Source organism: Acidisoma sp. C75 (assembly GCF_054665095.1).
In genome coordinates this window covers 37,658-64,644 of the sequence record NZ_BAAFHD010000007.1, presented here as the reverse complement: position 1 = coordinate 64,644, position 26,987 = coordinate 37,658, and the positions used below count along the sequence as shown (strand labels likewise).

Sequence of the window (26,987 nt, the reverse complement as noted above, 5' to 3'; positions counted from 1 at the left end):
CATGAGTGCCACATCATTGAACGGTGGAGGACCGGCCCCGGCCCCCGCCAAGGCAAAGGGGCCCGGCGGCGGTGTCAACACGCTGCCCTTGCTCGCGCCCTCCGTCGTCCTGCTGCTGATCTGGATGATCGTGCCGCTGGCGATGACGCTCTTCTTCGCCTTCCGCCGCTACAACTTGCTCAACCCGATGATTCACGGCTGGGCGGGCTTCAACAACTTCAAGTTCCTCTTCGAAGACCCCGCACTTGCGCATTCGCTGCTCGTCTCCGTCATCATCGTCGTCGGCGTCATCGCGATCACGATCTGCCTCGGCGCGGTGCTGGCGGCGATCTTCAACCAGCCCTTCCGCGGCCAGGGCATCGCCCGCGTGCTGATGATCTCGCCCTTCTTCGTCATGCCGACGGTGTCGGCGCTGGTCTGGAAGAACCTGCTGCTCGATCCGGTCAACGGCCTCTTCGCCTGGATGTTCCGTGCCGTCGGCCTCAGGCCGATCGCCTGGTTCAGCACCTTCCCGCTCGGCTCGATCATGCTGATCCTCTGCTGGGAGTGGCTGCCCTACGCCTTCCTCATCCTCTTCACCGCCCTGCAATCGATGGACGAGGAGCAGCTGGAAGCCGCACGCCTCGACGGTGCTTCCGCGCTCGATATCTTCTTCTCGATCCAGCTGCCGCATATGGCGCGCGCCATCTCGGTCACGATCATGATCGAGATGATCTTCCTGCTCGGCGTCTTCGCCGAGATCTACGTGACGACGGGCGGGGGCCCCGGCTTCGCCACCACCAACCTCACCTTCCTCATCTATCAGCGCGCCTTGCTCGCCTTCAATGTCGGCGGCGCCTCGGCCGCGGGCGTCATCGCCATCATCCTCGCCAATATCGTCTCGGCCTTCCTCACGAGAAGCGTAGCCCGGAGGCTCGAAGTATGAGTTACGGTGTCGCCAAGAAAGGCAGCCCGATCGCCGGCACCATCGCCTGGATCGCGGCGCTCGTGATGTTCTTCCCGATCGCCTGGATGGTGCTCGCGAGCTTCAAGACCGAAGTGCAGGCGGTGCAGACGCCGCCGCTGCTCTTCTTCGTGCCGACGGTGGTCAACTACCGCGACATCTTCTCGGAAGCGAACTACCTGCTCTTCGCCTGGAACAGCATCGCAATCTCCGTCGGCGCCACGCTCCTCACCCTCATCATCGGCGTGCCGGCCGCCTTCTCGATGGCTTTCTACCCGACCAAGCGGACCCGCGGCCTGCTGCTCTGGATGCTCTCCACCAAGATGCTGCCCGCCGTTGGCGTGCTCGTGCCGATCTACCTGCTCTGCCGCGATGCCGGGCTGCTGGACAGCAAGACCGCGCTCATCATCATCAACATGCTGAGCAACCTGCCGATCGCGGTCTGGATGCTCTACACCTTCTTCCGCGATCTGCCGAAAGACATCATCGAGGCGAGCCGGATCGACGGCGCCAATCTGCGGCAGGTGCTGGTGCATGTGCTGCTGCCGCTCGTCATGCCCGGCATCGCCTCCACCGGCCTCCTCGGCATCATCCTCTGCTGGAACGAGGCTTTCTGGAGCCTCAACCTCACGGCCCATCACGCGGCCCCGCTCACCGCCTTCATCGCGAGCTTCTCGGCGCCGCAGGGGCTTTTCTGGGCCAAGCTTTCCGCGGCCTCTGTTCTCGCGATCGCGCCTATTCTCATCTTCGGATGGATCAGCCAGAAGCAGCTCGTGAGTGGGTTGACCTTCGGAGCGGTGAAATGAGGCTTGAGGATAAGATTGCCATCGTAACCGGCGGCGCGCGCGGCATCGGCCGCGCGATCGCCACGCGCTATGCGGCGGAGGGGGCGCGCGTCGTCATCGCCGATATCAATGGCGCGGAGGCGGAGGCAGTCGCCGGGGAGATCGGCGCCGGCGCCATGGGCTTCGCGCTCGACGTGACGAAGCAGGCCTCGATCGATGCGATGGTCGCGGGTGTCGTCGCGCGCCTCGGCCGGATCGATATCCTGGTCAACAATGCCGGTATCTTCGAGATGGCGCCGGTGCTGGAGATCACCCGGGAAAGCTACGCCCGCCAGTTCGCGGTGAATGTCGAAGGGCTGCTCTTCACCCTCCAGGCGGTCGCGCGCCAGATGGTGGCGCAAGGGAAGGGGGGCAAGATCGTCAATTTCTCCTCCCAGGCCGGCAGACGGGGCGAGGCGCTGGTCGCCGTCTATTGCGCCTCCAAGGCGGCGGTGATCAGCCTCACCCAGAGCGCGGGGCTCGCACTCATCAAGCACGGCATCAATGTGAATGCCATCGCGCCCGGCGTCGTCGATACCCCGATGTGGGACGTGGTGGACGCGCAATTCGCGAAATACGAGAACCTTCCGCTCGGCGAGAAGAAGCGCCAGGTGGGCGCAGCCGTGCCCTTCGGCCGCATGGGCTATCCTGAAGACATGACGGGGGCTGCGGTCTTCCTCGCCTCTGAGGATGCGAACTATATCTGCTGCCAGACCCTCAACGTCGATGGCGGCAACTGGATGAGCTGAGCCTTCCGCGCTCGCCTCAGCGGCTTCGCCCGCGCCCGTCGCCGAGCGGGCGGAGATCGCGCAGATAGGCCGGAATATCCCTCGCCTCCACCTTGGCGGCGCGCAGCAGCTGGTCGAAATGGCCGATCAGCGTGCGGATATGGTCCCGGCTCTGCATCACCAGGAAGGACTGGCCGATATAGATCGCCGCGCGCGTCGGCCCGAAGATGGTGATGGGGGCCGAGTAAAGCTCCGAACCGTCATAGAGGAACCAGCGGAAGCGCGGATAGAGTTCCTCGCAGAGCGCGATCAGATGATCGAGCTGGGCGCGGCGGATATCCGCCGGCAGCTTCTGCCAGCGCCCTTCGCCGCGCGCGAAGCCTTCCATCACCTGTAGCGGCGTCGCCGCCTCCATATCCGTCTCCGGGCGCCGGAGATAATCGAGCCGCATCTCCGTGATCTCGATCCGCCTCTGCGCGGAGAGGGTGAGGGTGCGGGCATATTCCGCGTCGATCACCGCCGGGGTCTTGAGCACATCGGGAAAATTCACCGGCACATGGCGGATCTTGTAGCCCGCCGCCTCCTCCAGCCAGGAGACCAGCCGCGCATCGACCGGCGATTCGGCGTCCCGCTCGAAGCTCAGATGATCGGTCAGCATGCCCGGGTCGGTCTGCTCCACCGCGCGCAGGCCGAGCAACCAATCCAGCGAGACCTGGCCGAGCCGCGCGATGGCGGCAACCGATTCGAGCCGCGGCAGCCGGTCGTTCGCGGGCGAGAGGATCTGGGAGAGGGTCGAGCGGTCGATCCCGGCGCGGGCGGCGAAGCTGCTCTGGTTGAGGCCGGAGCGCGCCATGACGGTGAGCAGCCGCTCGCGGAAGGTGCGGACGAGATCGGCGCGATCGGCGGAGGTGAAGCTCATGTGCGGATAATAACATGATGGTGGAAAACGCACCATATTTTGCATCTGAGTGACGCTTGTAACGCTCCATGCGCATTATCCACGATTCGGGATCGTTCTATCCTTGTCGGCGGCCGATGGGAGGGCGAAGCATGGGGCATGCCTCATCCTTTCCACAGCAAGCCCGCCCGCCCCGCCACCATCGAATGGCCGACGATCGGGCTTTGCGCCACCATCTATGGCGGCTGGCTGGCGCTGACATTTTTCTATCGGGATATTCCCTGGCCGCTGCTGCTGGCGCTCGGCGGCTGGCTGGTCGCCTGGCATATGTCCTTCCAGCACGAGGTTCTGCACGGCCACCCGACGCGGTGGCGTGCGCTCAACGATGCGCTGGGCTTCCCGCCGCTCACCCTCTGGCTGCCCTATCGCATCTACCGGGCGAGCCATTTGCGCCATCATCGCGATCATCATCTGACGGACCCGCTGGAAGACCCCGAGAGCTACTACCTCGCCCCGGCCCGCTACGCCCGCCTCGGGCGCTGGCGGCGCGCCTGGCTTCGCATGACCCACACCTTTCCCGGCCGGATCACGCTCGGCGCGGTCTGGAGCGTGCTGGTCTTCCTCTCGCGCCAGGCACGCCTTTGCCGGGCCGGCAACCGCGCTCTGCGACGCATCTGGTTCTGGCATCTGCTCGCTGTGGCCGGCGTGCTCCTCTGGCTGCTCGCCGTGTGCGGCATGCCGCTCTGGCTCTATCTCCTATGCTTCGTGGTGCCGGCCCGCATGCTCGCCTCCATCCGCTCCTTCGCCGAGCATCGGGCGGCACCGGCGGCGGGGGAGCGCACGGCGATTGTAGAAAACGCGCCGGTGCTCGGCCTGTTGTTCCTCTACAACAATCTCCATGCCGTGCATCATGCCGCACCCGGCCTGCCCTGGTATCGCATACCGGGCGCCTATCGCCGCCATCGCGCCGCGTTCCTGCAAGCCAATGGCTATCTCGTCTATGCTGGCTATTGGGAGGTGGCGTGGCGCTATTTCTGGCGCCCGCATCATCCCGGGCCGCATCCCGGCTTCAGCGCGCTGCGCGCGCCCTTGCCGGGCAGCGCCGCGACCACGCCGGCCGGCGCCTTCACCCAGGAAGGTCTCGGCTCTCAGGAAAGCATGGGATAGCCGAGGTTGGCGGCCTCCGCCTCGTAGCGCAGAACCACCTCATAGGCGTTCAGGCGGGGCGGCAGGATGCGGGCAATCCGCAAGCCCGCCAGCGCGGCGGCGAGGGCAGGCGGTGGGGCTGCCAGCAGGCGGCCCATCCGCGCCGCGAGATCGGCCGGCGTGGCGGCGGCGGTGATGAAGGGAATGGCCGGCGCAGGCGGCGTTTCCCCCACGATGCGCAGCCGGGCGGCAAGCGTCGGGCGGTAGCGGGCGATGAAGCCATGGGTCACGCAGTCGATCGCGGCGGCATCGGCCGCGCCCTCGGCCACCATCTCCATGCTGCGGAGATGGCTGCCGCTGATCAGCACCGTAGCGAAGAAGGGCCTGGCCCCGGCGAGCGGCGCGAAGAGGCGGCGGGGCAGGTTCATGCCGGAATTGGAATCCCGCCCGTTCATCGCGAAGCGGAGGCCGCGCAGATCGCCCAAGACGCGCCCTGGCGCTTCCGCCCGGATGACGAGGAAGGAGCGATGCTCCGGCACCGCCTCCGCTTCCCTCCCCAACGCGCAGCCCGGCAGATCGTAAAGCGGCGTGCCGAGCAAGCGGTATTGCCCGTCATACAACGTCCTGAGCGGATAGCCGCACATCTGGCTGAAGACCGTCTCCGGCGCGATCTTCCTCGGTAGAGCGGCGGGGGGCGCGGTCAGCCGGGCAGGCAAGGCGGCCGGCGGCACGCCTTCGGCCAGCAGCGCCGCCGCGAGGCTCGCCCAGACCGCCTCATTCTCCGCCGCCATCTCGGGCAGCGCATACATCGGCAGGAAGGCGAGGGGGGCCGGCTCACGGCTGCCGCTCATGCCTGGGCGATCCCGCCGATCTCCTCCAGCAGCGCGGCCATCTCCCGTGCCGCCAGGGAGCGCGGGCTCGCTTCCTGCACGCCCATGCCGAGGGCGAAGGCATTGGCGAAGCCGGCACGATTGCCGATGGTGTTCTGAAACAGCGCGTAGCCGGCGGCAGCGGCTTCCCGCTCCACCTGGCTGCGCAGCTTCGATGCGGCCGGCGCCCGGTTCAGCAGGAGCCGCACCGGCCGCTTTTCAGAGGCCGCGAGAGCGACCGTGCCGGCGGCCGCCCATAAGTCGGGCGGGCTCGGCTGCAACGGCACGATGACGAGCCGTGCGGCGCGGATCGCGAGCTTCGCATCGGTCTCGACCTGCGGCGGCGTATCGACGATGAGCACGTCGAAATCCCGCATCAGCCGGTCAAGCTCGGTGCGGAGGCGCCAGCCCGAGACATCGGAAAAGCCGATGGGCGGCAGCGGCTTGGACGCCTTGGCGCGCAGCGCGTGCCAGCGCGTGAGGCTCTTCTGCGGATCGATATCGAGCAGGCAGACGCGATGGGTGGCAGAGAAGCCGGCCGCCAGATTGGCCGCGATCATGCTCTTGCCGGCGCCGCCCTTTTGCTGGGCAATCGTCAGGACCAGGCTCATGGGCGAGAGACTCCTCAAGGAGCGGCCACTATAGGCCAGCCTCGCCGATGCGCACGCATTTCGGCGCGGTCCTGCGAGCGGCAGGATGTAGCGCGGGTGGACGGTCGGCCCGCATGGCCTCGGTCATCGTCCATAGGTTGCGGCCCATCAGCCGCTCCCGGGATCGGGCGGGATGTCCAACCGCTTCGGGCGCATCACCCTCCGGCAATGGCGCCGATGATGATGAATGCCTCCTCGCCCCGCGCCACCGCATCAGGAAGCGCGTCCTCCGCGGTGGCGTGGGACAGATCCTCCCGGCAGGCGAAAAACCTGACGAAGGGCCGACGTTTCTTCGTGCCCTGGTCGCGGATCGTACCGCGCAGCATCGGATAGGCAGCCTCCAACGAGTCCAGAACGCTTCCCAAGGTGGCCGGCGCCGCGCAGGCAAGCCGCACCTCGGCCGCGGTCCCCGCCAGGACGCAAAGGCTGGTGGGCAAGGCAACCCGCACCGTGTTCATCTCAGCGTCTGCACTTCAACCGAGAGCACCGCCGGAAGATCGCGCACGATCGCCTGCCAGCTATCCCCCGCATCCGGAGATACATAGACCTGCCCGCCGGTCGTGCCGAAATAGATGCCGCAAGGATCGAGCGTGTCGGTCGCCATCGCGTCGCGCAGCACGTTCACGTAACAATCCTGCTGCGGCAACCCCTCCGTCAGCGGCTCCCACTCCACGCCGCCGCTGCGGCTGCGATATACGCGAAGCCGCCCCTCGGGCGGAAAATGCTCCGAGTCACTCTTGATCGGCACGACGTAGAGGGTTTCCGGCTCATGCGCGTGAACATCGATGACGAAGCCAAAATCGCTCGGCAGATTGCCGCTGATCTCTCGCCAGGATTCGCCCGCATCGTCGGAACGCATCACGTCCCAGTGCTTCTGCATGAACAGCGTGCCCGGGCGCGATGGATGCATCGCGATATGATGGACGCAGTGGCCGACCTCTGCTTCCGGATCGGGGATATAGTCCGAACGCAGGCCACGGTTGATCGGGCGCCAGGACAGGCCGCCATCATCGGTGCGGAACGCGCCGGCGGCGGAGATGGCGATGAAAATCCGCAGCGGGTTGCTGGGGTCCAGAATAATCGTGTGCAGGCACATGCCGCCGGCGCCAGGTTGCCATGCCGGCCCGCTGCCATGCCGGCGGAGGCCCGAAAGCTCGCGCCAGGATCGGCCGCCATCGGCCGAGTGGAACAGGCCCGCGTCCTCGACGCCCGCGTAAACGCTATCGGCATCGGTGAGGGACGGTTCCAGATGCCAGACGCGCTTGAACTCCCACGGATGCGGCGTCCCGTCATACCATTGGTGCGTGCCGGGCAAGCCATCATAGGCGAAATGATTATCCATCGCCGTCCAGCTCGCGCCGCCATCGTCCGAGCGTTGGATGATCTGGCCAAACCAGGCCGATGTCTGCGATGCGTAAAGGCGCTGGGGATCGGCCGGCGAGGCTTTGAGGTGAAAAACCTCCCAGCCCGGGAAATGCGGGCCGGAGACCGACCAGTCCCGCCGCGCGCCGTCTGCGCTCAGGATAAACGCGCCCTTGCGCGTGCCGACGAGAACGCGAAGCTGGGCCATGTCTTCCCCCGGGGATGACCAGGATCCTGTTCACAGCTAGCACAAATGCGGTTGAGCACGGAAGGGCAGAAAGATCCCGCGCCTTCTCGTCCGCGCAGCCTTCTGGCGCTCGGGGGCGCGGAGCCGCCCGCCGCTGTGGCCCCGGCGCTCGTATTTCGAAACCTAGTCGGCCGCCGCCGCCGCGGTCGTATCACCCACCGTCTGCCAGCCTTCGGAGGCAAGGGCGTGGAGGATTTCGTCCTCACCGCACACGCCCACAACGCGCCCTTCGGCAGTCATCAGCACCGGCAGGCCGGTCGCCTGGCGCAGCTGGATGACGTTCTTCATCGTTGCATCCCGCGTCACCGCCGCGCAATGCCCGGCGGGCGGAATCGCCCCTTCCGGGACTTCGAGGATGGAGACCGGCGCGGCGCCCATGGTGAGATCGGCGCTCGCCCCACGCTCGGCCCCGTGCAGCAGGATGCCGCGCGCGCTTTCGAGCAGATAGCCGCCGTCCCGCATCGGCAGATGCTCGATCCGCTTCATGAAGGTATGGCCGCGCAGCACATGGAGCGGGTTCATGTGCTGGACGAATTCGCGCACATAATCATTCGCCGGCGTCAGCACGATATCCTCGGGGCTGCCGGCCTGGATGATCCGCCCGCCTTCCAGAATCGCGATCTGGTTGCCGAGCTTGAGCGCCTCGTCCAGATCGTGGCTGACGAAGATGATGGTCTTGCGCACCTCCTTCTGCAGCGCCAGCAGCTCGTCCTGCAACTTGGTGCGGATGAGCGGATCGAGGGCAGAGAAGGGCTCGTCCATCAGCAGAATATCGGCATCCGTCGCGAAGGCGCGGGCGAGGCCGACACGCTGCTGCATGCCGCCCGAAAGCTCGCGGGCATATTTGTCCGCCCATTTATCGAGCGCCACGAGCTTGAGCTTTTCATCGACGATGCGCCGCCGCTCCTGCGCGTTGACGCCGCGGAGTTCGAGGCCGAGGCCGACATTCTCCCGCACCGTCCGCCAGGGCAGCAGGGCGAATTGCTGGAAGACCATGGCGATGCGGCGGGTGCGCATGAAGCGCAGCGTCTGCCGGTCGCAATTCGCCACATCCACCTGCCGCTCGCCGTTCTGCACCAGCACGCGGCCACGGGTCACCTGGTTGAGGCCGTTGACGGCGCGCAGCAGCGTCGATTTGCCGGAGCCCGAGAGCCCCATCAGCACGCAGATCTCGCCCTCGCGCACGGTGAGGGATGCGTCCTTGACGCCCATGACGACGCCGGTGCGGGCGAGGATCTCCTCGCGCGTGTGGCCCTGGTCCATCAGGGCGATGGCTTCCGTCCTGGCTCGTGCGCCGCGCCGGCCGGCACTGCTGAACAGGATATCGACGTGGGAGAATTCGATGGCGGTTTGATGAGCGGACATCGGATCAGGCCTCGCTGCGGCGGGGGCGGCAAACACGGTCGAGGATCACGGCGAGGACGACGATGCACAGGCCCGATTCGAAACCGACATCGACCCGCACGGTGTTGAGCGCCATCACCACCGGCACACCCAGGCCGCCGGCCCCCACCAGGGCGGCGACGACGACCATCGAAAGGCTGAGCATGATGCACTGGGTGAGGCCGGCCATGATGGTGGGCATCGCATGCGGCAGTTCCACCTTCCAAAGCAGCTGGCTTTTCGAGGCGCCGAAGGCTTCGCCCGCTTCGATCAGCGGGGCGGGCACGGAGGCGATGCCGAGTTGCGTCAGGCGGATGGGCGCGGGGAGGGCGAAGATGATCGTGGAGATGAGCCCCGGCACCGCGCCCAGGCCGAAGAGCACCAGCGTCGGGATGAGATAGACGAAGGTCGGCAGCGTCTGCATGAGATCGAGCAGCGGCCGCACGCCGACATAGAGCCATGGCCGATGCGCGCAGGCGATGCCGACGGGCACGCCGATCAGCATGGAAATCGCCGTCGCGAAGACGATGAGCGCCGCGGTCTCCATGGTCTGGGACCAGTAGCCCTGGTTGAGAATAAAGAGCAGGGCGATGATAACGAAAACCGCGAGCTTCCAGGAGCGCTGGATGGCATAGGCGCCGAGCCCGATGATGAGAATGAGGATGATGCTGGGAACCGCTTCGAGCACGGAAGTGAGGCCGTTCACCGCCGCGCCGATGCCGTTCGAGATCGCGTCGATGAAGTTCGAGCCGCTGATCGCATTGACGACGTTCGAAATCCAGTCACCGAGCGGGATCTTGTGATCGGAGATGACACTCGCGAACCAGTGCAGCATTCAGCACTCCACAACAAGCAATGAGACGCTCAGACTTCGACAGATATCAGAGCACGAAACCACCACCAGAGTTCAGGTATTTGTGACCCGCGGGTTGCAAAAACCCGACATGCCGGCGGTGCAGGGGCGAAGCGGCGGCAGGGCAGGCCGCATCCGGATCCGCGCGGCGGCGTGCAATGGCACGGAAACGCCGCAAAAGCGGGGGGCGCGGGCGGCGCCCCCCGTTCTTCGTCAGAGGCCGAGGGCCTTCTTCACGACAGGCAGAGCAGGCTGGCTGCCATCGAAGGTCGTCACGCCGGCGAGCCAGGAGGTGAGCACATCCGGATGCGCCTTGAGATACTTCGCTGCCGCAGCCTCGGGCTCCATCTTGTCGTACATGATAGAGCCCATAATGGTGTTTTCCATGTCGAGCGAGAATTGCAGGTTCTGCAGGAATTTCCCGACGTTCGGGCATTTCTGCACGTAGCCGGCGCTGGTGTTGGTGGAGACGGTCGCGCCGCCATAGTTCGGGCCGAAGATCGCATCACCGCCGGAGAGGTACTGCATGTTGAACTTAGTGTTCATCGGATGCGGTTCCCAGCCGAGGAAGACGATGGCCTGCTTGTGCGGCACCTTGCGCGCCACTTCCGCGAGCATGCCCTGCTCGCTCGACTGCACGAGCGTGAACTTGCCGAGATCGTCGGTGTTGTTCTTGATCATGTTGAGGATGAGGCGGTTGCCGTCATTGCCCGGCTCGATGCCGTAGATCTTGCCGTCCAGCTGCTTGTAGAAGTTGTGGATGTCCTGGAAGGACTTGAGGCCCTGGTTATAGAGATAGGTCGGCACGGCGAGGGTGTATTTCGCGCCGGTCAGGTTGACGCGCACGACATCGACCTGCTTCGTCTTGAGAAGGGGATCGAGATTGACGGTCATCGTCGGCATCCAGTTGCCGAGGAAGACGTCGATCTTCTTGTCCTTCAATTCCTCATAGGTCACAGGAACGGACAGCAGCGTCGTCGTCGGGTCGTAGCCGAGCGCGCGAAGGATGAAGCTCGCGGTGCCCGTCGTCGCCGTGATATCGGTCCAGCCGACATTGGAGAAGCGCACGGTGTGGCAGGCTTGCGGGTCGCCGGCGGCCTGGGCGCTGGCTGCCGCGCCGATGCTGCCGGCGACGAGGCCGAGCAAGGCCACGGCGTGCAGAAGGTGTTTACGCATCTTGGATCCCCTAATTCAGGCTTTGCGAAAGGTCGAACGCGATCCAGGCGCCGGCCTGGAGCCGTGAATTGAACATACTTTCAATCTTTAGCGGCGGTCATCCGTTTTTTTGACGTGCAAGGCGTGTTTTCGCCGGGATTTTCATGCCGCTGTGCACAAAAACGGCACTTTTGCCGCGCTGCTGCTCATGTTTCGCTCAGTTATTGGCTCAAAACATCCGCTCCACGCTTGTCTTGATTGAACGTTCAAGCAACGATAGAAAGCCCTGCCGGCGACTGACGCCGCCACCTGCTGCTGGAGATGCCGAGTGTCGCGTCGGGAATCAGAGGATCTGAGGCGCAAGCAGCTGATCGACATGACGGTCCAGGTCATGGCGCAGGTCGGCTTTCAGGCCACCACGCTCGGCCTCATCGCCAAGCAGGCCGGGCTCTCACCCGGCCTCGTCGCGCATTATTTCGGAGACAAGGACGGGCTTCTCGAAGCGACGCTGCGTAACCTCGCCTCCCGCCTCAGCCGTGCCGCCTCCGCCCGCCTCCAGGCGGCGGCCACGCCCCGCGCCCGCCTGCAAGCGGTGATCGACGCCAACCTGGCGCCGGAGGAGATGGATTCCCAGACGAGCACGGTCTGGCTCGCCTTTTGGGGCCAGGCGATCCATTCGGACCGTCTCAAGCGCGTGCAGCGCATTTATCAGCAGCGGGTACTGGCCAATCTCCGCCATGCGCTGCGCAGCCTCGCCCCTCCCCAGGATGTCGATCGTCTCGCCATCATCATCGCCGCCATCATCGACGGGCTCTGGCTGCGCACCACGCTCGCCGCCTCCTGGAGCCCGGCCGATTCGGAAGCGGCCCGCCGCATCGCCGCCGGTTTCGTCGATACCCAACTCGCCGCGACCATGGAAGGACAGCCCATGCCCAAGACCCCCGCGGCCGAGGCCGCCCGCCTGCCGCGGCAGGCCAATTGGATCGGCGGTGCCTATCGCCCCCATGCCGCCGCCGAGACTTTCGCAACGCTCAACCCGGCGACCGGCGAAACCCTCGCGATCGTCGAGATCGCAGGCGAGAGCGCGCTCGATGCCGCGATCGCTGCCGCCAGGGCAGGGCAGGGCATCTGGGCCGCGATGACGGGGATGGAGCGCGGCCGCATCCTCCGCCGCGTGGCCGATCTCTTGCGGGCACGAAACGACGAGTTGGCCGCGCTCGAAAGCCGCGATACCGGCAAGCCGATCCAGGAGACGCGCGTCGTCGATGTCATCTCGGGCGCCGATTGCATCGAGTATTTCGCCGGGCTCGCCGGCGGCATCACGGGTGAGAGCGTCGATCTCGGCGCGGCGGCAATGGGCTATACCCGGCGCGAGCCGTTGGGCATCGTCGCCGGCATCGGCGCCTGGAACTATCCCATCCAGATCGCCTGCTGGAAGGCCGCCCCGGCGCTTGCCTGCGGCAATGCGATGATCTTCAAGCCCTCGGAGCTCACCCCGCTCTCCGCCTTCAAGCTTGCCGAAATCATGAAGGAAGCGGGCGTGCCGGATGGGGTGTTCTCCGTGCTCGCGGGGGATGGCCGGCTCGGCGCGCTCCTCTCACGGCATCCGGCGATCGCCAAGGTCTCGCTCACCGGCTCGGTGCCGACGGGCAAGAAGATCATGGCGGCGGCGGCCGAGACGCTGAAGCAGGTCACGCTCGAACTCGGCGGCAAATCCCCGCTCATCGTCTTCGAGGATGCGGATATCGAAAGCGCGGTCGGTGGCGCCATGCTGGGCAATTTCTATTCCGGCGGCGAGGTCTGCTCCAACGGCACGCGCGTCTTCGTCCATCGCAGCATCCGCGACCGCTTTGTTACCCGCCTGCTGGAGCGCACGGCCAGGATCCGCATCGGCGATCCGCTCGATCCTGAAACCCAGATGGGCGCGCTCATCTCGCACGCGCATATGGAGAAGGTGCTGGGCGCGATCGAACGCGGGCGGGCCGAGGGCGCGAAGCTCCTGGCGGGCGGCGCGCGGCTGACGGAAGGGGCGCTCGGCGCCGGCTATTTCGTGCAGCCGACGATCTTCGAGGCCGCCGCCGATGATCTCACAATCGTGCGGGACGAGATCTTCGGCCCCGTGCTGACGATCCTCACCTTCGAGACGGAGGAGGAGGTCATCGCCCGCGCGAACGATACCGAATTCGGCCTCGCCGCCGGTCTCTTCACGCGCGATCTCGCCCGCGCGCATCGGGTGATCGCCAAGCTTCAGGCCGGCACCTGCTGGATCAATACCTACAACATCACGCCGATCGAGCTTCCCTTCGGCGGCTACAAGCAATCGGGCCTGGGCCGCGAGAACAGCCGCGCCGCGCTCGATCATTATTCCCAGATCAAAAGCGTCTATGTCGCGCTGACGCCGGTGGAAAGCCCCTACTGATGGACAGTTTCGACTATATCATCGTCGGCGCCGGCTCGGCCGGTTGCGTGCTCGCCAACCGGCTGACGGAGGATGGCACTACGAGCGTGCTGGTGCTGGAATATGGCGGGTCCGACAAGTCGATCTATATCCAGATGCCGGCCGCCCTCTCGATCCCGATGAACCGCGCGAAATACAACTGGTTCTATGAGACCGAGCCCGAGCCGCATCTGGGTGGGCGGCGCATGCATACGCCGCGCGGCAAGGTGCTGGGCGGCTCATCCTCGATCAACGGCATGGTCTATATCCGCGGCAACGCGCTCGATTTCGAGGGGTGGGAGCAGGCCGGTGCGCAAGGCTGGGGCTACCGGCACGTGCTGCCCTATTTCAAGCGCGCCGAGCATCGCGAGGAGGGGGGAGACGCCTATCGCGGCGCCGATGGCCCGCTCTACACCTCCTATGGCCCGACCGAGAACCCGCTCTACCGCGCCTGGGTGGAGGCCGCGAAAGAGGCGGGCTACCCGGAAACCGCGGATGTCAACGGCTACCAGCAGGAAGGCTTCGGCCGGATGGATCAGACCGTCCGCCACGGCCAGCGGTGGAGTGCCGCCAATGCCTATCTCAAGCCCGCCATGGGCCGGAAGAACCTCGAAGTGCGGACGGGCGTTCTTGCCAAGCGGATCGTCTTCGAGGGGCACCGCGCGGCGGGCATCCGCTACCTCCGCGGCAGCGAGGAGATCGAGGTGCGGGCGCGGCGCGAGGTCATCCTCTGCGGCGGGCCGATCAACTCCCCGCAGCTCCTCAAGCTCTCGGGGATCGGCCCGGGCGCCGAGCTTGCCGAACACGGCATCCCGCTGCTGGCGGATCGCCCCGGCGTCGGCGAGAATTTGCAGGATCATCTGGAATTCTACTTCCAGATGGCGGTCAAGCAGCCCATCACGCTTTTCTCGGCGCAATCTCTCTTCGCCAAGGGCCTGATCGGCATGCGCTGGCTGCTGCGCCGCGATGGCCTGGGTGCGACCAACCATTTCGAGACCTGCGGCTTCATCCGCAGCCGCGCGGGTATTCCCTACCCCGATATCCAGTATCACTTTCTGCCGCTCGCCATCTCGTACGACGGCAACAGCCTGGCGACCGAACACGGCTGCCAGGCGCATGTCGGGCCGATGCGCTCCAAAAGCCGCGGCTGGGTGCGGCTGCGTTCAGCCGATGCGCGGGAAAAGCCGCGCGTCTTCTTCAACTATATGAGCCATCCGGACGATTGGGAGGAGATGCGGGCCTGCGTCCGCCTCACGCGGGAGATCTTCCAGCAGAAGGCCTTCGCGCCCTATCTCGGGCGGGAGATCCAGCCCGGCGCCGAATGCGTGACCGATGCGCAGATCGACGCCTTCATCCGCGACAAGGTGGAGAGCGCCTACCACCCCTCCTGCACCTGCAAGATGGGCGCGCCATCGGATGCGATGGCGGTAGTCGATCCGGAAACCCGCGTCATCGGCGTCGAGGCGCTGCGGGTGGTGGATAGCTCGATCATGCCGCAGGTCACCACGGGCAATCTCAACGCGCCGACCATCATGATCGGGGAGAAGGCGGCCGATCATATTCGCGGCCGGCCGCTGCTCAGCGCCTCCAACGCGCCCTTCTACCAGGCGGAGAACTGGCAGACGGCGCAGCGCTGACCGGAGCCGCCCCGGAGCAGAGCCGCGCCGAGATGCAAGCCCCGGCTTGCGCGCTGGCGCCAATTCGGCTCAATCCTGCGCGGGCCATAGGCGAGGAATGAGACGATGCTGCTCTTCGGCTACTGCGTGACGCTGCTGGTGTTTCTGGCGCTCGATATCGTCTGGCTCGGCATCATGGGCCATAGCTATTGCGCCGTCCTCGGCCCGCTGATGGCCCCGGAGATCCGCTGGGGCGCGGCCGGCCTCTTCTACCTGCTCTATATCCTCGGGCTCACCATCTTTGTGCTGCGGCCCGGGCGGCGGCATGGCGGCCTCTGGGTCGCGGTGCATGGGGCGCTCTTCGGGCTCTTCGCCTATGCGACCTATGACCTCACCAATCTCGCGACGCTCGCGCGATGGACGACGCAGGTGACGATCCAGGATATCGTCTGGGGCATGGTGGTGAGCGCCATCGCCTCGCTCTTCGGCTGGGTGGTGATGCGGGGCCGAGGCCGGCGCCGGCCGTAAGCCAGGGCAGCGGCGGCCGTGGATCCCCTTGCGATCTAATCGCGCGCGACTTATCTCAAGGCAAGGAACGCCGCTGCGCGCGGCTGGAGCTTGCCATGTCCGTCTCTCCGCGCCCATCGCCCGATCTCCCCGACCTGCTCTGCTTCGCAGTCTATTCGGCGAGCCACGCCTTCAACCGCGTCTATAAGCCCTTGCTGGAGCCGCTCGGCCTCACCTATCCGCAGTATCTCGTCATGATGCAGCTGTGGCGGGAGGACGGGCAGACGGTCGGCGCCCTCGGCGGCCGGCTCTTCCTCGAATCGAATACCTTGACGCCGCTGCTCAAGCGCCTCGAAGCGCAGGGGCTCGTCGCGCGTGGGCGGGACCCGGCGGACGAGCGGCAGGTGCGCGTGACCCTGACCGAGGCAGGGCGCGCCCTGGCCGAGGCGGCGCTGCCGGTCCCCTCCTGCATCCTCGATGCCAGCGGCCATAGCCTGGAAGACCTGCAACGACTGACCGCCGCGGTGACGCGCCTGCGGGATCAGCTGATGGCGGCGGGCGGCAGCGAGGAGCGGTAGCCCGCCCTCGCTCACACGCCGGCGGCTGCCTCCGCCATGGCGAGCGCTTGGGAGAAGATGGCCGGATCGACATTGCCGCCCGAGAGCAGCACGGCCGTCACCCGGTCACGCCCGTCGAAGGCGCCCGAGAGCAGGGCGGCGAGCCCGACCGCGCCCGAAGGTTCCAGCACCAGCTTGAGGTGCAGGAAGGCGAAGGCCATCGCCTGCAGCACCGCCTCATCCGTCACCACCAGGCCGCCGGCGACGCGCTGGCGATTGATCGCGAAGGTCAGTTCCCCCTGGTTCGGGGAGAGCAGCCCGTCGCAGAGCGTCGAGCCGCCGGGCGGATTGCTCTCCCGCATGCCGGAGAGGAGCGAGCGGCGCATATCGTCCCGGCCCTCGGGTTCCACCGCATAGCTGGCGAGGCCCGGAAAGCGGGCTTGCAGCGCGAGGCTGAGCCCGGCGAGCAGCCCGCCGCCGCTCACCGGCACGAGCACGGCATCGGGCGTGAGGCCCATCGCCGCCGCATCCTCGGCAATCTCCAGCCCGGCGGTACCTTGCCCCGCGATCACTTCGTGCTTGTCGTAGGGCGGAATGACGGCGGCGCCGGTCGCTGCCGCCTCCGCTGCGGCCAGCGCCTCCCGGTCATCGTGCAGGCGGTCGAACGGAACCACGCGGGCGCCCCAGCTTTTCGTCATCCGGGTTTTGATCGCCGGTGCATCGGCCGGCATGAAGATCGTCGCCGGCATGCCGGCCGCCGCCGCCGCATAAGCGGTCGCCTGGGCATGATTGCCGGACGAGAAGGCGACGACGCCCCCGCGATGCCCGGCCTCGGCGAGGCGAAGCACGGCATTCATCGCACCGCGCAGCTTGAAGCTGCCGGTATGCTGGAGGTTCTCCGCCTTCAGCAACACCGTGCCGCCCACCGCGCGGTCCAGCACCGCGCTGCGGAGCAGCGGCGTGTGGCGGAGGCGGCTGCCGCAGCGGCTGCGCGCCTCTTCGATATCGGTGATCGTCGGCAGGGTCATCGCGGCGCTCCGGTCGGCAGGCGGGTGAGGAGGGCGGGGCCCGCGGCCCCGATGGTGACGGCATAGAGGTGATAGCGCCCGCCGATCCGCTCGCCCCGCTGGCGGGTGATGGTGCCGAGCGGCGAGACTGCGGCCCAGGCGCCAGGCGGCGGCGGGCCCTGGCGATGGGTTGGGCGCAGGAAGAGGCCGCGCGCGCCGGGGGGCGCGGCCGTTTCCGGATGCGGCAGGGAGAAATAGCGCCAGCGCGGCTCATCGGCGAGAACCGGCACCCGGCCGCGCAAATAAAAGGCGAGTTCGGCGCCGAGGCCGTATTCGTCCACGGCGATGAAGGGCGCATGCCGCGCCGCGGCTTCCGCGGCCATGCTGTCCGCAAGCTGTCGCCAGCCGCCGAGCAGCCGCACTGTCGGGTCTTTCGCGCCGCCGAGCGGCAGGGGGCTCGCCACCGCCTGGATATAGACGACCGCGGTGATGGCGAAGCCGAGCGCGAGGCCAGGCTTCAGCCACCGCTGGCCGGCGGGCAGGCGGGCCGCGGCGATGACCCCGGCCGGATAGAGGATTTCCGGCCAGTTGCCCTGCACCCGGTCGCCCAGCGCATGCTGGAGGAAGACGAGCGCCGGCAGCACCCCGAGGGCGGTGAGCAGGCCGGCCGCCGCCTCCTGCCGGCGAAGGGCGATCCCCGCCTCGCGCCAAAGGCCGAGCAGGCAGAGCACGAAGATGATGGGCGTCGCGAGCCCCGCCTGGCCGGCGATGAGTTCGCCGAGGAACTGGGCTGCCCGCGCGGGGTGGAAATCCTCCGTCCGCCCGCCTTGCTTGGCGAAGCTCACCCAGCCATGGCCGGCATTCCAGAGGATGACCGGGAGGAAGAGCAGTAGCGCGAGGCAGAGCGCGGCCCAGGGGCGCGGGTCGGCAAGCCAGCGGCGCCCGGCGGGGAGGGCGAGGAACCAGAGGCCGATGCCCGCCAGCAGCAATCCGGCGGGGTATTTGCTGTCCATCGCCAGCCCCGCCGCCGCCCCAGCGGCGATCCACCACCAGCCGCTGCCGCCCGCCACCAGCCGCGCCATCGCCCAGAGGGTCAAGACCCAGAAGAAGAGCAGCGGCGTATCCGGTGTCATCACCACCGAACCCGCGCCAAAGACGAGGCTCGCATTGAGCAGCAGGCTCGCCGCATAGCCGCGCCCCGCCTCAAGCCGCCGCGCGGCATCGATGAGGAGAAGGGAAGCGGCGAGCCCCGAGAGCGGCCCGAGCAGGCGGATGCCGAGCGGCGTCGCGCCGCAGAGCGCCGTGCCGAGCCGGATCCAGAGGGCGACCATGAAGGGATGATCGTAATAGCCGGCGGCCGGCGCGCGGCTCCAGACCCAGTAATAGGCTTCGTCGGGCGATAGCGGGATGAGGGCCGCGACTATCAGGCGCAGCGCCGTGAGGCCGAGGAGGGCGAGGATCACCGCGGCGAGCGGCGAGAGAAGCGGGCGGGCGCGTGCGACGGGCATTTCCCTGCCTATGCCGGAGCCGGCCCGCCGGCACCAGAGGGTGCGACGCGCGGCGCGAATGCGCGCCGAGACGGACCGGGCCGAGGCTCTCCCGAGCAGGCTGCCGGCTAGACGCTGCGCCAGACGAGGGTGGAGGAGACGGCGTAATTCCACACGACGCCGACCGCCGCACCCACCGCCGCGGCCGAAAGCCCATTGTCGCGGAAGGGGGAGAAGAGCGCGCTCGCGATGCCGATATTGGCGATCGCGCCGACGCCGCAGACCAGCATGAAGAGGATGAGCCCGCGCACCAGCCGCGGCCCGCGCAGCCGGTAGCTGCGATAGGTCAGCCGGTTGTTGAGCTGGAAGTTGAAGAGCATGGCGAGAATCGTCGCGATGATTTCGGAGCGCACGAAATCGAGCCCGACATTCCGCCCCGCCCAGAGCACCGCGAGGTTGACGAGCACGCCGAGCGCGCCGACCAGGGCGAAGGCGAAAAAGCGCATCGGCACGTAGCCATGCAGCAGCTTGTCGAGCAGCTGGGCCGCGAACTGGATCATCACCAGCGCGTCGAGCTTGCTCTCGCCCGCCTCGCGCTTATGGAACTGGCAGGGGATTTCCAGCACGCGGAGCCTTTCCGGCGCCGAGAGGATGATATCGAGCAGGATCTTGAAGCCTTGCGCGGAGAGGCGCGGCGCGATCGCTTCGAAGCCCGCGCGCGGCATCATGAAGAAGCCGCTCATCGGGTCGGTCAGCCGCATCGGCAGCAGATATTGCGCGAGCGCGATGCCGGCATTGGAGATGCGGTGCCGCGCCGCGGAGGAAAGCCCGTCGGACGAGCCGTCGCCGACATGGCGGCTGCCGACCACGAGATCCGCCCCGCCGGCGCGCAGCGCCGCCAGCATTTCCGGCAGCTTCGTCTGGTCGTGCTGCAGATCGCCATCCATCACGGCGACGAAATCGGCCGAGGAGGAGAGGGCGCCTTCGATCACCGCGGAGGAGAGCCCGCGCCGGCCGATGCGGCGGATGCAGCGCACGCGCGGATCGCGCCGGGCAAGCGCGCGCGCCTCCTCGGCCGTGCCGTCGGGGCTGTTGTCATCGACGAAGATGATCTCCCAACCGACCCCGGGGAGTGCGGCGGCCACCCGCTCCACCATCGGGCGGACATTCGGCCGCTCCTTGTAGCAGGGCACGACGATGGAGAGCTCTGGCGGCATCATGCGCGGGCCCGGTTCCGGATTCGAAGAAGAGGACATGGGCGCAGGCATAGCGCGCTTTGGGCCCACGGCAAGAGCGCCCGGCTTCTTAGGGCTCCCAGCCGGGCGGCGCCATCTCGAAGCCCGAGAAGAGAAAAGCAGGGGCGACGACGCAGGAGACGAGCGTCCAATCCCCGGCACTCCAGGCACGCTGCCAGTGGTTCTTCGCGACCACACCCTGGAAGCTTTCGCCAAGCCCGATATCCGGCCCGAGCCGATGGGCGAAGCCGCTTTCCCCCGGCGGGGCGATTTCGAGGACGAGCGGCGCGCCACCATGCCAGAGCCAGATTTCCACCGCATCGACGCGATGCCAGGCGCTGATCACGCCGCGCGGCAGGAGGAAATAGATCGTCGTCGCCACCCCTCGCGCCACGAGATCGCCATCGCGGAAGCTTTCGCGGAAGAACCCGCCCTCGGGATGCGGCTGGAGCGCGAGGGCGGCGATGACATCCGAAGCCCGCAGGCTGGGGTCGCGCAGATCCATGTGGGCCGGCCTCCTCAGCCGGGCGGGGTGGTCTCGGTAAAGCCCGGCAGCGCGGCGGTGGTTTCCGCGAACCACTGGGCGAGGCGGGGATGGGAATCCCGCCAGGCGAGCGGCGCGAAGCGGAAATCGAGATAGCCGAGCGCGCAGACGAGGCTGATCGTGCCGATATCATGATGCAGGGGGGCGGGGATGTGATCCTCGCAATAGGCGAGCGTCCGGGAGACGCCGGCCATCTGCCGCGCGATCTCGGCGCCGCGTGCTTCTTCCGCCGGCCGCTGCTGCTCCATGCGTGTCAGCACCGCCGCGTCCATCATGCCGTCCGCGAGCGCCTGCAGGCGCAGCGCCGGCCAGCGCGCGCCATGCTCGGGGAAGAGCGGCGGGGCATCGCCGAGGCTGTCGAGATATTCGCAGATGACCGGGCTATCGAAGAGCGCTTCGCCATCCTCGGTGATGAGGCAGGGGATTTTCGACAGCGGATTAGCCGCCACCAGTTCGGGCGGCAGGGCATAGGGGTTGGTCGGCACAAGCTCGATCTGGCTATCGATCCCGCGGGTGCTGGCAGCGAGCAATACTTTGCGCGCAAAGGGGCTGGTCTTCGAATAGAGCAGCTTCATGGGCGGTCTCCTCCTGGGGGTAGGCGGCAGCGGGAAACGGGAAGCGGGAAGCGGCCAGCAGGCGGGGGCGGCGGTCTCGCCCCGGCTTCAGCCCTTGAAGCTATCCTTCATGGCGCGGATACGGCCGAAGGAGGCGGCATCCGCGGCCAGCAGATAGGGGTTGACCGGCAATTCATCGGCAAGCCGCACGGGAACCGTCTGCCTTCCTTCCGCCCGCATCCGATCGACCTCGGCGGCGCGGGCGCGCAAGGCCGGGTTCTCCCCGTTGATCGAGAGGGCGAAGCGCGCATTCGCCTGGGTATATTCATGGCCGCAGCAGATCAGCGTCTCGGGCGGCAGGGCGCGGATCTTGGCGAAGCTCTGGAAGAACTGCTCCGGCGTGCCTTCGAACATCCGCCCGCAGCCGAGGCTGAACATGGTATCGCCGCAGAAGAGCAGCGGGCCGCCCGGGAAGAAGAAGGAAATATGCCCGACCGTATGGCCCGGCGTTTCGATCACGCGGCCCTCTTCGCCCGCGAAATCGATGCGGTCTCCCTCCTGCACGGCCCGGTCGAGCGGGGGGAGCCGATGCGCATCGGCCTCCGCCCCGATGATCTGGGCGCCGAAACGCGCGCGCAGCGCATCCGCGCCCGCGACATGATCGCCATGGTGATGAGTGAGCAGGATGAGGTCGAGCCGGCCGCCCATCCCGTCCACCGCCGCGATGGCCGGGTCTGCCTCCGCCGGGTCGATGAAGGCGAGCGCGCCGGTGCGATCGTCCCGCAGCAACCAGGCATAGTTGTCGGACAGCATGGGCACGGGGATGGCGGAAAGGGTCATGCCGGTTTTCTAGCATCGCGGCCGGCGCGCGTGAATGCTTCGCGGCGCAACAAATCGGTAGTGTCTCAGTTTGAAATTTTCCAAGAATTAGACTCCTTGGTCCGTGCATTTCCGGCCCGGATGCCCTATGCTTAGCGGAAAGCATAGGAGAACGCGATGCCACTAACACCACCCAGCCGAACCACCCCAACTTCCGAAGGGCAAAACGGCCTAACTTACGACCATGAGGGTAAGAAGGTTATTATTGTAGCGACGCACGAAGCGGTGCAGGATCATGGGTGGCCTAAAATAACACAGGTAGCTAGCGACAAATACGATCGCGGCAATGTGGATACATCGAAAGACCCTGTTCAAGTGCCAGTTGGCCTTGAAGATTTCTGAGGGCGCCAAGGATGCCTAAAGGCCCTAAAGGCGAAAAGCGCCCTGCCGACGTGATCGGCAACGCCGTGAAGGTCATGCGGATAGCGACTGGCGAGGAGCAGGAGGACATCGCGCCCGCGTCGGCTGCGGCCACGCTGGGGAAGCTGGGCGGGGCTGCCCGCGCCCGGAATATGACCCCCGAGCGGCGGGCAGAGATCGCCAAGAAGGCGGCGGCTAAGAGATGGGGGAAGGGCTAGGCTTTTTTTCCAAAAAGGCTAATCACGTTTGAATCTTGACGGAACTCTTCTTTCAGGACCGGCGTCGCGCGCGAATCCAGCTCACCGGACAGCAGCCCTGGTTCAAGGTCGGCAAGCTCTTCTAACTCAGACGCAGGTAGTGGTAGTGACTTCATAATCTGAGCGGCAGATTGCACTTTAGCCTCAATCAAAAGTTCAAAACTACGCCTAATAAGGTGCGGCTCTTCTACCGCAAGCTTACCATCAAGAGGCTCTCCTTCTCGCCATCCGCGCCGGTTATAGTTAATCCACAATCGGCGTGCGTACTCTTCATCAATGAGGTCGAGATGTTTACAACGCATTACCATCGCGCCCACGGACGCGCCCCAGCGTTCCTTCAAAGTTAGGAAGGCATCCAGTGACGGGGCATACAATTCGTCCGTAAATTCACGTGAAGGCAGCAACATTGCTGACGCAATCTGATCGGCCTGTTTTTCAACAGCCTTATAAAAGCTCCGATCATTCAGCCGACGCTGCGAGATATTTGCATGACAAACGATATGAACAAGTTCGTGAAGAACATCGAAACGCTGACGGCAAGCACTTGCCTTGTCTCGTGATAAAACCACAAACGGCGCGCCAAAGCGGCTTGACCATTGCGAGAATGCGTCAAGTTTATCTGCTCTGACATGAATGCGAGAAACCAGGATTCCGTTATTTTCCAACAACTCAATCGTATCGGGCATCGGCCCAGGGCTCACGCCCCAAAACTCCCTAATCTGCTGGGCGGTGCGCTCAACAAAAGAAGAACTTCCAAAGTTTTCCTCTGAAAATTCTATGTAAGGTAAATTCAATTTAGGCAGATCAAAATAAGATGCTAGGTAATCAACAATCTCCTTCATCCATTCCAAACGGACTTCTGCACGATCACGCGCAACAGGAGGAGCTGACAAACGAGCACGCCAAAAAATTGGTTGCTCATCCCGATGAGGAACTGAGCGTAGAAAATAGTCGCGCGGAAATTTCAAAACGCTAGCCAGACTATACACGACATCAAGTTTGGGGCTTTGGTGTCCATTCTCGTATTTTGAAATAGACTGCACACTTACGCCGACCATATCTGCTAGATCGGTGGCACTTACTCCACGCGCCTTACGCGCCTCAATAAGGCGCTCCCCCACGAAACCCTGAGCTATTGCAGTCATTTTTTGTCATCCGTACCTGTGCCTTCTTCGCCCGGCTTCTTCCACGGCATAGAACGCTTTGGAAGCACCTTTTTCGGAGCAGAGGGGTAGGCACTTAGAATCTCAGTTATGGTTAATTCTGTCGTCCAGACCTTACAGTCAGCGGAAGGGAGACAAAACTGAATCATCCCGAGCTTCTGCGATTCAAGGTCGAAGCGACGACCAACAGGGTTATGAGCGATAGGCCGTACAGGCTACGCATCACGAAAGCGCCTTCTGGTTCGTCCCCAAGATCAAGACGAGGTAGGCCCATTGTCTCGGCAAGCTTCTCCCGAAACTTAGCCGGTTGAGGCATTAAACCAATTGCAGGAACATATGACTGCGTTATCCCAACATCATTCTTAAACACGTAAGCGTGCCTGCGATTGTTTTGTACTATTAAGTTCATCGAGTGCGAAAGTTTATGGCGAACTGCCAAATCAACAAGCAGCTTTTCCATTCTAAAATGGCGGCGTTGAAGAAGGTCATCGATCTTCTGGTCTGGCAAAACATTCTTATCCGTATCAACGGAGGCGAACGCATCAGCGTAAGTGATGATAGCCAAAGATCGAAGGTCGGACCAAAACTCAGCCGGTATGTCCCGAACAATCTTATCTTTAGCAGAGGATTTGATTTCCTCAGATGCGTCCATAAGAAGATGACCCCTAAACAATTTTCCTGTATTGCACAATTCCGTATAAAGCTTAAAGAGTTTTGTGTCAACGACGGGTTTGTGGATGGTTTTTCTTGACGCTAAGCATAAAAGTTCATACAACATGAGTATGAACAAGCTTTCCCTCGCTCAGCGCGCCAATATCCTCACGATGCTTTGCGAGGGCTCGTCCATGCGGTCTGCGTCGCGGATTGCGGATGTGAGCATCAACACCGTGGCGAAGCTGCTGGTCGATGCTGGCGCGGCTTGCGAAGCCTTCCATAACGAGGCTGTCCGTAATGTCCCGGCCAAGCGGGTGCAGTGCGATGAGATTTGGTCATTCTGCTACGCCAAGCAAAAGAACGTGGCGGCGGCCAAGGCCGCCCCTGAAGGCGCTGGTGATGTCTGGACGTGGACGGCGCTGGATGCCGATAGCAAGCTGATTGTGGCCTTCCTCGTGGGTGGCCGTGACGCTGGCTATGCCCACGAGTTCATGCTGGACGTAGCGGATCGTCTCGCTAACCGCGTCCAGCTCACCACAGACGGCCATAAGGCTTATCTGGACGCGGTAGAGGATGCGTTCGGGGCCAATGTCGATTATGCCATGCTGGTGAAGATGTATGGCGAAACAACTGCCGCGCCGGGGCGCTACAGCCCCGCCGAATGCACCGGCATCAAGAAAACCCGCATTGAGGGCAAGCCGGACGCCAATCACGTCTCCACGTCCTATGTGGAGCGCCAGAACCTCACCATGCGGATGTCCATGCGTCGCTTCACCCGCCTGACCAATGGCTTCAGCAAGAAGGTGGAGAGCCATGCGGACATGGTGGCGCTCTATACCGTCTGGTACAATTTCGTCCGCCAGCACAAGACGCTGCGTTGCTCGCCCGCTATGGCCGCTGGCTTGAGCACGACGTTGTGGAGCATGGAGGACGTGGTGAAGCTGATCGATGCCCGCGCCGCCAAGCCGAACCGCCCGGCGGTTTATAAAAAAGCGGCGGCAGAAATTTCAAACTGAGACACTACCAACAAATCTGCCGGATCGCGGGAGTTTGCGGTTCCGTGTATGCTCGCCGCGATGGCACTGGATGTACACGCTGCAGCCGATTTCTATGGGACCGCGCAGGGCGCGGTGACCGCGCGGGTCATTCGGGAGCGGATCGCCGCGCTCTGGCCGGATATGACGGGCAAGGCCGTGCTCGGCCTCGGCTATGCGCCGCCCTATCTGCGCGCATGGCGGGAGGAAGCGCGGATGACGGTGGCGCTGACGCCGGCGCAGATCGGCGCCGCGCGCTGGCCGATGGGGGCGGCCAATCTCACCTGCATGGCCGAAGAGGATGCGCTGCCCTTCGCGGGCCCGGTCTTCGACCGCGTGCTGCTCGTCCATGGCCTCGAAAACGCCGAGAACCTGCGCGGCCTGCTGCGCGAGGTCTGGCGCGTGCTGAAGGATGACGGGAAGCTTATGGTCATTGCGCCCAACCGCCGCGGCATGTGGGCCTATTTCGAGCAGACGCCCTTCGGCCATGGCACGCCCTACACGGCCGGGCAGGTCGGGCGGATGCTCACCGGCTCGATGTTCCGGGTCGAGCGGCGGGACATGGCGCTCTGCATGCCGCCGCTCGCCAGCCGGATCATCCTGCGCAGCAATCGGCTGTTCGAGCGCAGCGGCCGCTGGGCGATGCCGCAATTCGCCGGCGTCATCATCGCCGAGGCGGTGAAGGACGTCTATTCCGCGATCCCGACGAATATGACGCCCTCGCGCCGCTTCATCCTCGCCGAGGCACCCTAGGCGAGCGCCCCGGGAAAGCCGCGCGGCAGCGGACGAGGCAGCCCTCCCGAAGGTTTCGCGCGCGGGATCGTCCCGCCCGATGATGCGGCGCTTGGGCCCCCGTGCCTCGGTCGCGGATTGCCTCACACGACGGAGGCCACATCAGAGAAGAGATGAAGGGCGGCGTAGTAGAGCAGCATGATGGTCTTACCATCGCGGATGGCACCTTCCCGGATCATGGCGAGCGCCTCCTCGATCGTCGGTTCAAGAACCGCGATATCCTCGCCTTCCTCCGCCTTGCCGCCGCCGCTGCCGATACGGTCGGCCGCTTCATAGCGGGCGACGAAGAAATGCAGCCGCTCCGTCACCGAGCCCGGGCTCATGAAGGCGTCGAAGATCGGGGTCGCCGCGCTGATGCGAAATCCCGTCTCCTCCTCCGTCTCGGCGCGGATGCGGTCGGCCGGGGCGGCATCGTCGAGAAGCCCGGCCGGCACCTCGATCAGCAGATCGTCATAGCCGTTGACGAAGGCCGGGTAACGGAACTGGCGGGTCAGAACCACCGTCCGCCGGGTGGGGTCGTAGAGCAGGATGGCAGCGCCATTGCCGCGGTCATAGGTCTCGCGCGCCTGGCGCTGCCAGCATCCATCGGCGCGCCTGAAGGACAGCACCGTCTTTTTGAGGACCGACCAGTCCCGGGCGAGGATTCGTTCCTCTTCGATGCGGATGCGGCCGGCAAGGCTCATGGCAAGGCTCTCCTGAATGGCGCGGGGCGTGGGTGCCGGCGCCCGGCAGGAATACGTGCAAGATCGTGCATGTTCAAGATATTTCGTGCAGACAGCGCCACACAAGCCGCTGGCATGGCGGGCGAAATCTCCGCCCATGGCCCTTCCGCTTCGCGGCTTTGAC

Annotated in this window: 27 protein-coding genes; 10 read left to right on the top strand and 17 right to left on the bottom strand. The window is 65.4% G+C overall.

Translation table 11 applies throughout. The annotated features are described in order from the left end of the window. Nucleotide 1: 1 nt before the first annotated feature. From ACYQ7X_RS10795 to ACYQ7X_RS10785, 3 genes are read left to right on the top strand one after another with little or no spacing between them, the layout of a single operon-like run. Nucleotides 2-925 (top strand): carbohydrate ABC transporter permease, encoded by a 924-nt coding sequence (locus ACYQ7X_RS10795; RefSeq protein WP_459697028.1) that lies wholly within the window; start codon nucleotides 2-4, stop codon nucleotides 923-925. Further along, on the top strand, nucleotides 922-1,749 hold the full coding sequence (locus tag ACYQ7X_RS10790; protein WP_459697027.1) for a carbohydrate ABC transporter permease: 828 nt from the start codon (nucleotides 922-924) through the stop codon (nucleotides 1,747-1,749). Before ACYQ7X_RS10795 ends, ACYQ7X_RS10790 begins: the two co-directional genes overlap by 4 nt. Continuing rightward, nucleotides 1,746-2,516: an L-iditol 2-dehydrogenase gene (locus ACYQ7X_RS10785; RefSeq protein WP_459697026.1), complete on the top strand. Its 771-nt coding sequence runs from the start codon at nucleotides 1,746-1,748 to the stop codon at nucleotides 2,514-2,516. The genes ACYQ7X_RS10790 and ACYQ7X_RS10785 overlap by 4 nt, the downstream gene beginning before the upstream one ends. A gap of 16 nt (nucleotides 2,517-2,532) precedes the next feature. On the opposite strand, the gene ACYQ7X_RS10780 is transcribed toward ACYQ7X_RS10785, so the two are convergent. Then, complete coding sequence (locus tag ACYQ7X_RS10780) at nucleotides 2,533-3,414, bottom strand: helix-turn-helix domain-containing protein (RefSeq protein ID WP_459697025.1); 882 nt, start codon at nucleotides 3,412-3,414, stop codon at nucleotides 2,533-2,535. 138 nt (nucleotides 3,415-3,552) lie between these two features. Here ACYQ7X_RS10780 and ACYQ7X_RS10775 point away from each other — a divergent pair, with 138 nt between their 5' ends. After that, nucleotides 3,553-4,560 (top strand): fatty acid desaturase, encoded by a 1,008-nt coding sequence (locus ACYQ7X_RS10775; RefSeq protein WP_459697024.1) that lies wholly within the window; start codon nucleotides 3,553-3,555, stop codon nucleotides 4,558-4,560. Here the strand turns inward: ACYQ7X_RS10775 and ACYQ7X_RS10770 are convergent. From ACYQ7X_RS10770 to ACYQ7X_RS10740, 7 genes are all read right to left on the bottom strand, one after another. Next, nucleotides 4,542-5,390, bottom strand: a complete 849-nt coding sequence (locus tag ACYQ7X_RS10770; RefSeq protein WP_459697023.1) for a phosphate/phosphite/phosphonate ABC transporter substrate-binding protein — start codon at nucleotides 5,388-5,390, stop codon at nucleotides 4,542-4,544. The genes ACYQ7X_RS10775 and ACYQ7X_RS10770 overlap by 19 nt on opposite strands. Next, entirely contained in the window at nucleotides 5,387-6,019 is a 633-nt protein-coding gene (gene parA, locus ACYQ7X_RS10765) for a ParA family partition ATPase (protein WP_459697022.1), read from the bottom strand. The genes ACYQ7X_RS10770 and parA overlap by 4 nt, the downstream gene beginning before the upstream one ends. Nucleotides 6,020-6,213: 194 nt before the next feature. Continuing rightward, the gene (locus ACYQ7X_RS10760) at nucleotides 6,214-6,516 is read right to left on the bottom strand and encodes a ubiquitin family protein (protein ID WP_459697021.1); all 303 of its coding nucleotides are present in this window, start codon (nucleotides 6,514-6,516) and stop codon (nucleotides 6,214-6,216) included. After that, a complete protein-coding gene (locus ACYQ7X_RS10755) occupies nucleotides 6,513-7,628 on the bottom strand; it encodes a WD40/YVTN/BNR-like repeat-containing protein (protein ID WP_459697020.1) in 1,116 nt (371 codons plus the stop codon). The genes ACYQ7X_RS10760 and ACYQ7X_RS10755 overlap by 4 nt, the downstream gene beginning before the upstream one ends. A 162-nt stretch (nucleotides 7,629-7,790) precedes the next feature. Then, on the bottom strand, nucleotides 7,791-9,032 hold the full coding sequence (choV, locus tag ACYQ7X_RS10750) for a choline ABC transporter ATP-binding protein (protein ID WP_459697019.1): 1,242 nt from the start codon (nucleotides 9,030-9,032) through the stop codon (nucleotides 7,791-7,793). Between the two features lie 4 nt (nucleotides 9,033-9,036). After that, nucleotides 9,037-9,885: a choline ABC transporter permease subunit gene (choW, locus tag ACYQ7X_RS10745; protein WP_459697018.1), complete on the bottom strand. Its 849-nt coding sequence runs from the start codon at nucleotides 9,883-9,885 to the stop codon at nucleotides 9,037-9,039. A 231-nt stretch (nucleotides 9,886-10,116) separates the two neighbouring features. Next, a complete protein-coding gene (locus tag ACYQ7X_RS10740) occupies nucleotides 10,117-11,079 on the bottom strand; it encodes a choline ABC transporter substrate-binding protein (RefSeq protein ID WP_459697017.1) in 963 nt (320 codons plus the stop codon). 307 nt (nucleotides 11,080-11,386) lie between these two features. Here ACYQ7X_RS10740 and betB point away from each other — a divergent pair, with 307 nt between their 5' ends. The 4 genes from betB to ACYQ7X_RS10720 all read left to right on the top strand — a co-directional run bounded on the left by betB (nucleotide 11,387) and on the right by ACYQ7X_RS10720 (nucleotide 16,196). Beyond that, nucleotides 11,387-13,477, top strand: a complete 2,091-nt coding sequence (betB, locus tag ACYQ7X_RS10735; protein WP_459697016.1) for a betaine-aldehyde dehydrogenase — start codon at nucleotides 11,387-11,389, stop codon at nucleotides 13,475-13,477. Then, entirely contained in the window at nucleotides 13,477-15,132 is a 1,656-nt protein-coding gene (betA, locus tag ACYQ7X_RS10730) for a choline dehydrogenase (protein ID WP_459697015.1), read from the top strand. The genes betB and betA overlap by 1 nt, the downstream gene beginning before the upstream one ends. Nucleotides 15,133-15,237: 105 nt before the next feature. After that, nucleotides 15,238-15,639, top strand: coding sequence for a DUF2177 family protein (locus ACYQ7X_RS10725; protein ID WP_459697014.1), 402 nt, complete (start codon nucleotides 15,238-15,240; stop codon nucleotides 15,637-15,639). Nucleotides 15,640-15,734: 95 nt separating this feature from the next. Next, nucleotides 15,735-16,196 carry a MarR family winged helix-turn-helix transcriptional regulator gene (locus tag ACYQ7X_RS10720; RefSeq protein ID WP_459697013.1) on the top strand — a complete coding sequence of 154 codons (462 nt, stop codon included), beginning with the start codon at nucleotides 15,735-15,737 and terminating at the stop codon, nucleotides 16,194-16,196. An 11-nt stretch (nucleotides 16,197-16,207) separates the two neighbouring features. Here the strand turns inward: ACYQ7X_RS10720 and ACYQ7X_RS10715 are convergent, their stop codons facing one another. From ACYQ7X_RS10715 to ACYQ7X_RS10680, 8 genes are all read right to left on the bottom strand, one after another. Next, complete coding sequence (locus ACYQ7X_RS10715) at nucleotides 16,208-17,203, bottom strand: threonine ammonia-lyase (RefSeq protein WP_459697012.1); 996 nt, start codon at nucleotides 17,201-17,203, stop codon at nucleotides 16,208-16,210. Next, nucleotides 17,200-18,690, bottom strand: coding sequence for a glycosyltransferase family 39 protein (locus ACYQ7X_RS10710; RefSeq protein WP_459697011.1), 1,491 nt, complete (start codon nucleotides 18,688-18,690; stop codon nucleotides 17,200-17,202). Before ACYQ7X_RS10710 ends, ACYQ7X_RS10715 begins: the two co-directional genes overlap by 4 nt. 107 nt (nucleotides 18,691-18,797) lie before the next feature. Next, nucleotides 18,798-19,886: a glycosyltransferase gene (locus ACYQ7X_RS10705; protein WP_459697180.1), complete on the bottom strand. Its 1,089-nt coding sequence runs from the start codon at nucleotides 19,884-19,886 to the stop codon at nucleotides 18,798-18,800. An 88-nt stretch (nucleotides 19,887-19,974) separates the two neighbouring features. Continuing rightward, on the bottom strand, nucleotides 19,975-20,409 hold the full coding sequence (locus tag ACYQ7X_RS10700) for a cupin domain-containing protein (RefSeq protein WP_459697009.1): 435 nt from the start codon (nucleotides 20,407-20,409) through the stop codon (nucleotides 19,975-19,977). A 14-nt stretch (nucleotides 20,410-20,423) separates the two neighbouring features. Beyond that, complete coding sequence (locus tag ACYQ7X_RS10695; protein ID WP_459697008.1) at nucleotides 20,424-21,023, bottom strand: glutathione S-transferase N-terminal domain-containing protein; 600 nt, start codon at nucleotides 21,021-21,023, stop codon at nucleotides 20,424-20,426. An 87-nt stretch (nucleotides 21,024-21,110) separates the two neighbouring features. Continuing rightward, the gene (gene gloB / locus ACYQ7X_RS10690) at nucleotides 21,111-21,842 is read right to left on the bottom strand and encodes a hydroxyacylglutathione hydrolase (RefSeq protein ID WP_459697007.1); all 732 of its coding nucleotides are present in this window, start codon (nucleotides 21,840-21,842) and stop codon (nucleotides 21,111-21,113) included. A gap of 613 nt (nucleotides 21,843-22,455) precedes the next feature. Further along, on the bottom strand, nucleotides 22,456-23,643 hold the full coding sequence (locus ACYQ7X_RS10685; protein ID WP_459697006.1) for a helix-turn-helix domain-containing protein: 1,188 nt from the start codon (nucleotides 23,641-23,643) through the stop codon (nucleotides 22,456-22,458). A 163-nt stretch (nucleotides 23,644-23,806) separates the two neighbouring features. Continuing rightward, nucleotides 23,807-24,439, bottom strand: coding sequence for a hypothetical protein (locus ACYQ7X_RS10680; RefSeq protein WP_459697005.1), 633 nt, complete (start codon nucleotides 24,437-24,439; stop codon nucleotides 23,807-23,809). Nucleotides 24,440-24,443: 4 nt separating this feature from the next. Between ACYQ7X_RS10680 and ACYQ7X_RS10675 the strand changes: the two genes are divergently transcribed. Both ACYQ7X_RS10675 and ACYQ7X_RS10670 read left to right on the top strand, forming a co-directional pair. After that, nucleotides 24,444-25,331 (top strand): IS1 family transposase, encoded by an 888-nt coding sequence (locus ACYQ7X_RS10675; RefSeq protein WP_459697179.1) that lies wholly within the window; start codon nucleotides 24,444-24,446, stop codon nucleotides 25,329-25,331. 60 nt (nucleotides 25,332-25,391) lie between these two features. Then, nucleotides 25,392-26,102, top strand: a complete 711-nt coding sequence (locus tag ACYQ7X_RS10670; protein ID WP_459697004.1) for a class I SAM-dependent methyltransferase — start codon at nucleotides 25,392-25,394, stop codon at nucleotides 26,100-26,102. A 122-nt stretch (nucleotides 26,103-26,224) separates the two neighbouring features. On the opposite strand, the gene ACYQ7X_RS10665 is transcribed toward ACYQ7X_RS10670, so the two are convergent. Next, on the bottom strand, nucleotides 26,225-26,824 hold the full coding sequence (locus ACYQ7X_RS10665) for an NUDIX domain-containing protein (RefSeq protein ID WP_459697003.1): 600 nt from the start codon (nucleotides 26,822-26,824) through the stop codon (nucleotides 26,225-26,227). Between the last annotated feature and the right edge of the window lie 163 nt (nucleotides 26,825-26,987).

Coding starts and splice junctions, on each gene's coding strand:
- ACYQ7X_RS10715 (WP_459697012.1), bottom strand. CDS start 17,203: ATGACCCTGCCGACGATCACCGATATCGAAGAGGCGCGCAGCCGCTGC.
- ACYQ7X_RS10670 (WP_459697004.1), top strand. CDS start 25,392: ATGGCACTGGATGTACACGCTGCAGCCGATTTCTATGGGACCGCGCAG.
- ACYQ7X_RS10780 (WP_459697025.1), bottom strand. CDS start 3,414: ATGAGCTTCACCTCCGCCGATCGCGCCGATCTCGTCCGCACCTTCCGC.
- ACYQ7X_RS10700 (WP_459697009.1), bottom strand. CDS start 20,409: ATGGATCTGCGCGACCCCAGCCTGCGGGCTTCGGATGTCATCGCCGCC.
- ACYQ7X_RS10760 (WP_459697021.1), bottom strand. CDS start 6,516: ATGAACACGGTGCGGGTTGCCTTGCCCACCAGCCTTTGCGTCCTGGCG.
- ACYQ7X_RS10665 (WP_459697003.1), bottom strand. CDS start 26,824: ATGAGCCTTGCCGGCCGCATCCGCATCGAAGAGGAACGAATCCTCGCC.
- ACYQ7X_RS10755 (WP_459697020.1), bottom strand. CDS start 7,628: ATGGCCCAGCTTCGCGTTCTCGTCGGCACGCGCAAGGGCGCGTTTATC.
- betA (WP_459697015.1), top strand. CDS start 13,477: ATGGACAGTTTCGACTATATCATCGTCGGCGCCGGCTCGGCCGGTTGC.
- choW (WP_459697018.1), bottom strand. CDS start 9,885: ATGCTGCACTGGTTCGCGAGTGTCATCTCCGATCACAAGATCCCGCTC.
- ACYQ7X_RS10705 (WP_459697180.1), bottom strand. CDS start 19,886: ATGCCGCCAGAGCTCTCCATCGTCGTGCCCTGCTACAAGGAGCGGCCG.
- ACYQ7X_RS10720 (WP_459697013.1), top strand. CDS start 15,735: ATGTCCGTCTCTCCGCGCCCATCGCCCGATCTCCCCGACCTGCTCTGC.
- ACYQ7X_RS10770 (WP_459697023.1), bottom strand. CDS start 5,390: ATGAGCGGCAGCCGTGAGCCGGCCCCCCTCGCCTTCCTGCCGATGTAT.
- ACYQ7X_RS10790 (WP_459697027.1), top strand. CDS start 922: ATGAGTTACGGTGTCGCCAAGAAAGGCAGCCCGATCGCCGGCACCATC.
- ACYQ7X_RS10675 (WP_459697179.1), top strand. CDS start 24,444: ATGAACAAGCTTTCCCTCGCTCAGCGCGCCAATATCCTCACGATGCTT.
- ACYQ7X_RS10740 (WP_459697017.1), bottom strand. CDS start 11,079: ATGCGTAAACACCTTCTGCACGCCGTGGCCTTGCTCGGCCTCGTCGCC.
- ACYQ7X_RS10775 (WP_459697024.1), top strand. CDS start 3,553: ATGCCTCATCCTTTCCACAGCAAGCCCGCCCGCCCCGCCACCATCGAA.
- choV (WP_459697019.1), bottom strand. CDS start 9,032: ATGTCCGCTCATCAAACCGCCATCGAATTCTCCCACGTCGATATCCTG.
- ACYQ7X_RS10685 (WP_459697006.1), bottom strand. CDS start 23,643: ATGACTGCAATAGCTCAGGGTTTCGTGGGGGAGCGCCTTATTGAGGCG.
- ACYQ7X_RS10695 (WP_459697008.1), bottom strand. CDS start 21,023: ATGAAGCTGCTCTATTCGAAGACCAGCCCCTTTGCGCGCAAAGTATTG.
- ACYQ7X_RS10795 (WP_459697028.1), top strand. CDS start 2: ATGAGTGCCACATCATTGAACGGTGGAGGACCGGCCCCGGCCCCCGCC.
- parA (WP_459697022.1), bottom strand. CDS start 6,019: ATGAGCCTGGTCCTGACGATTGCCCAGCAAAAGGGCGGCGCCGGCAAG.
- ACYQ7X_RS10680 (WP_459697005.1), bottom strand. CDS start 24,439: ATGTTGTATGAACTTTTATGCTTAGCGTCAAGAAAAACCATCCACAAA.
- gloB (WP_459697007.1), bottom strand. CDS start 21,842: ATGACCCTTTCCGCCATCCCCGTGCCCATGCTGTCCGACAACTATGCC.
- ACYQ7X_RS10785 (WP_459697026.1), top strand. CDS start 1,746: ATGAGGCTTGAGGATAAGATTGCCATCGTAACCGGCGGCGCGCGCGGC.
- ACYQ7X_RS10710 (WP_459697011.1), bottom strand. CDS start 18,690: ATGCCCGTCGCACGCGCCCGCCCGCTTCTCTCGCCGCTCGCCGCGGTG.
- ACYQ7X_RS10725 (WP_459697014.1), top strand. CDS start 15,238: ATGCTGCTCTTCGGCTACTGCGTGACGCTGCTGGTGTTTCTGGCGCTC.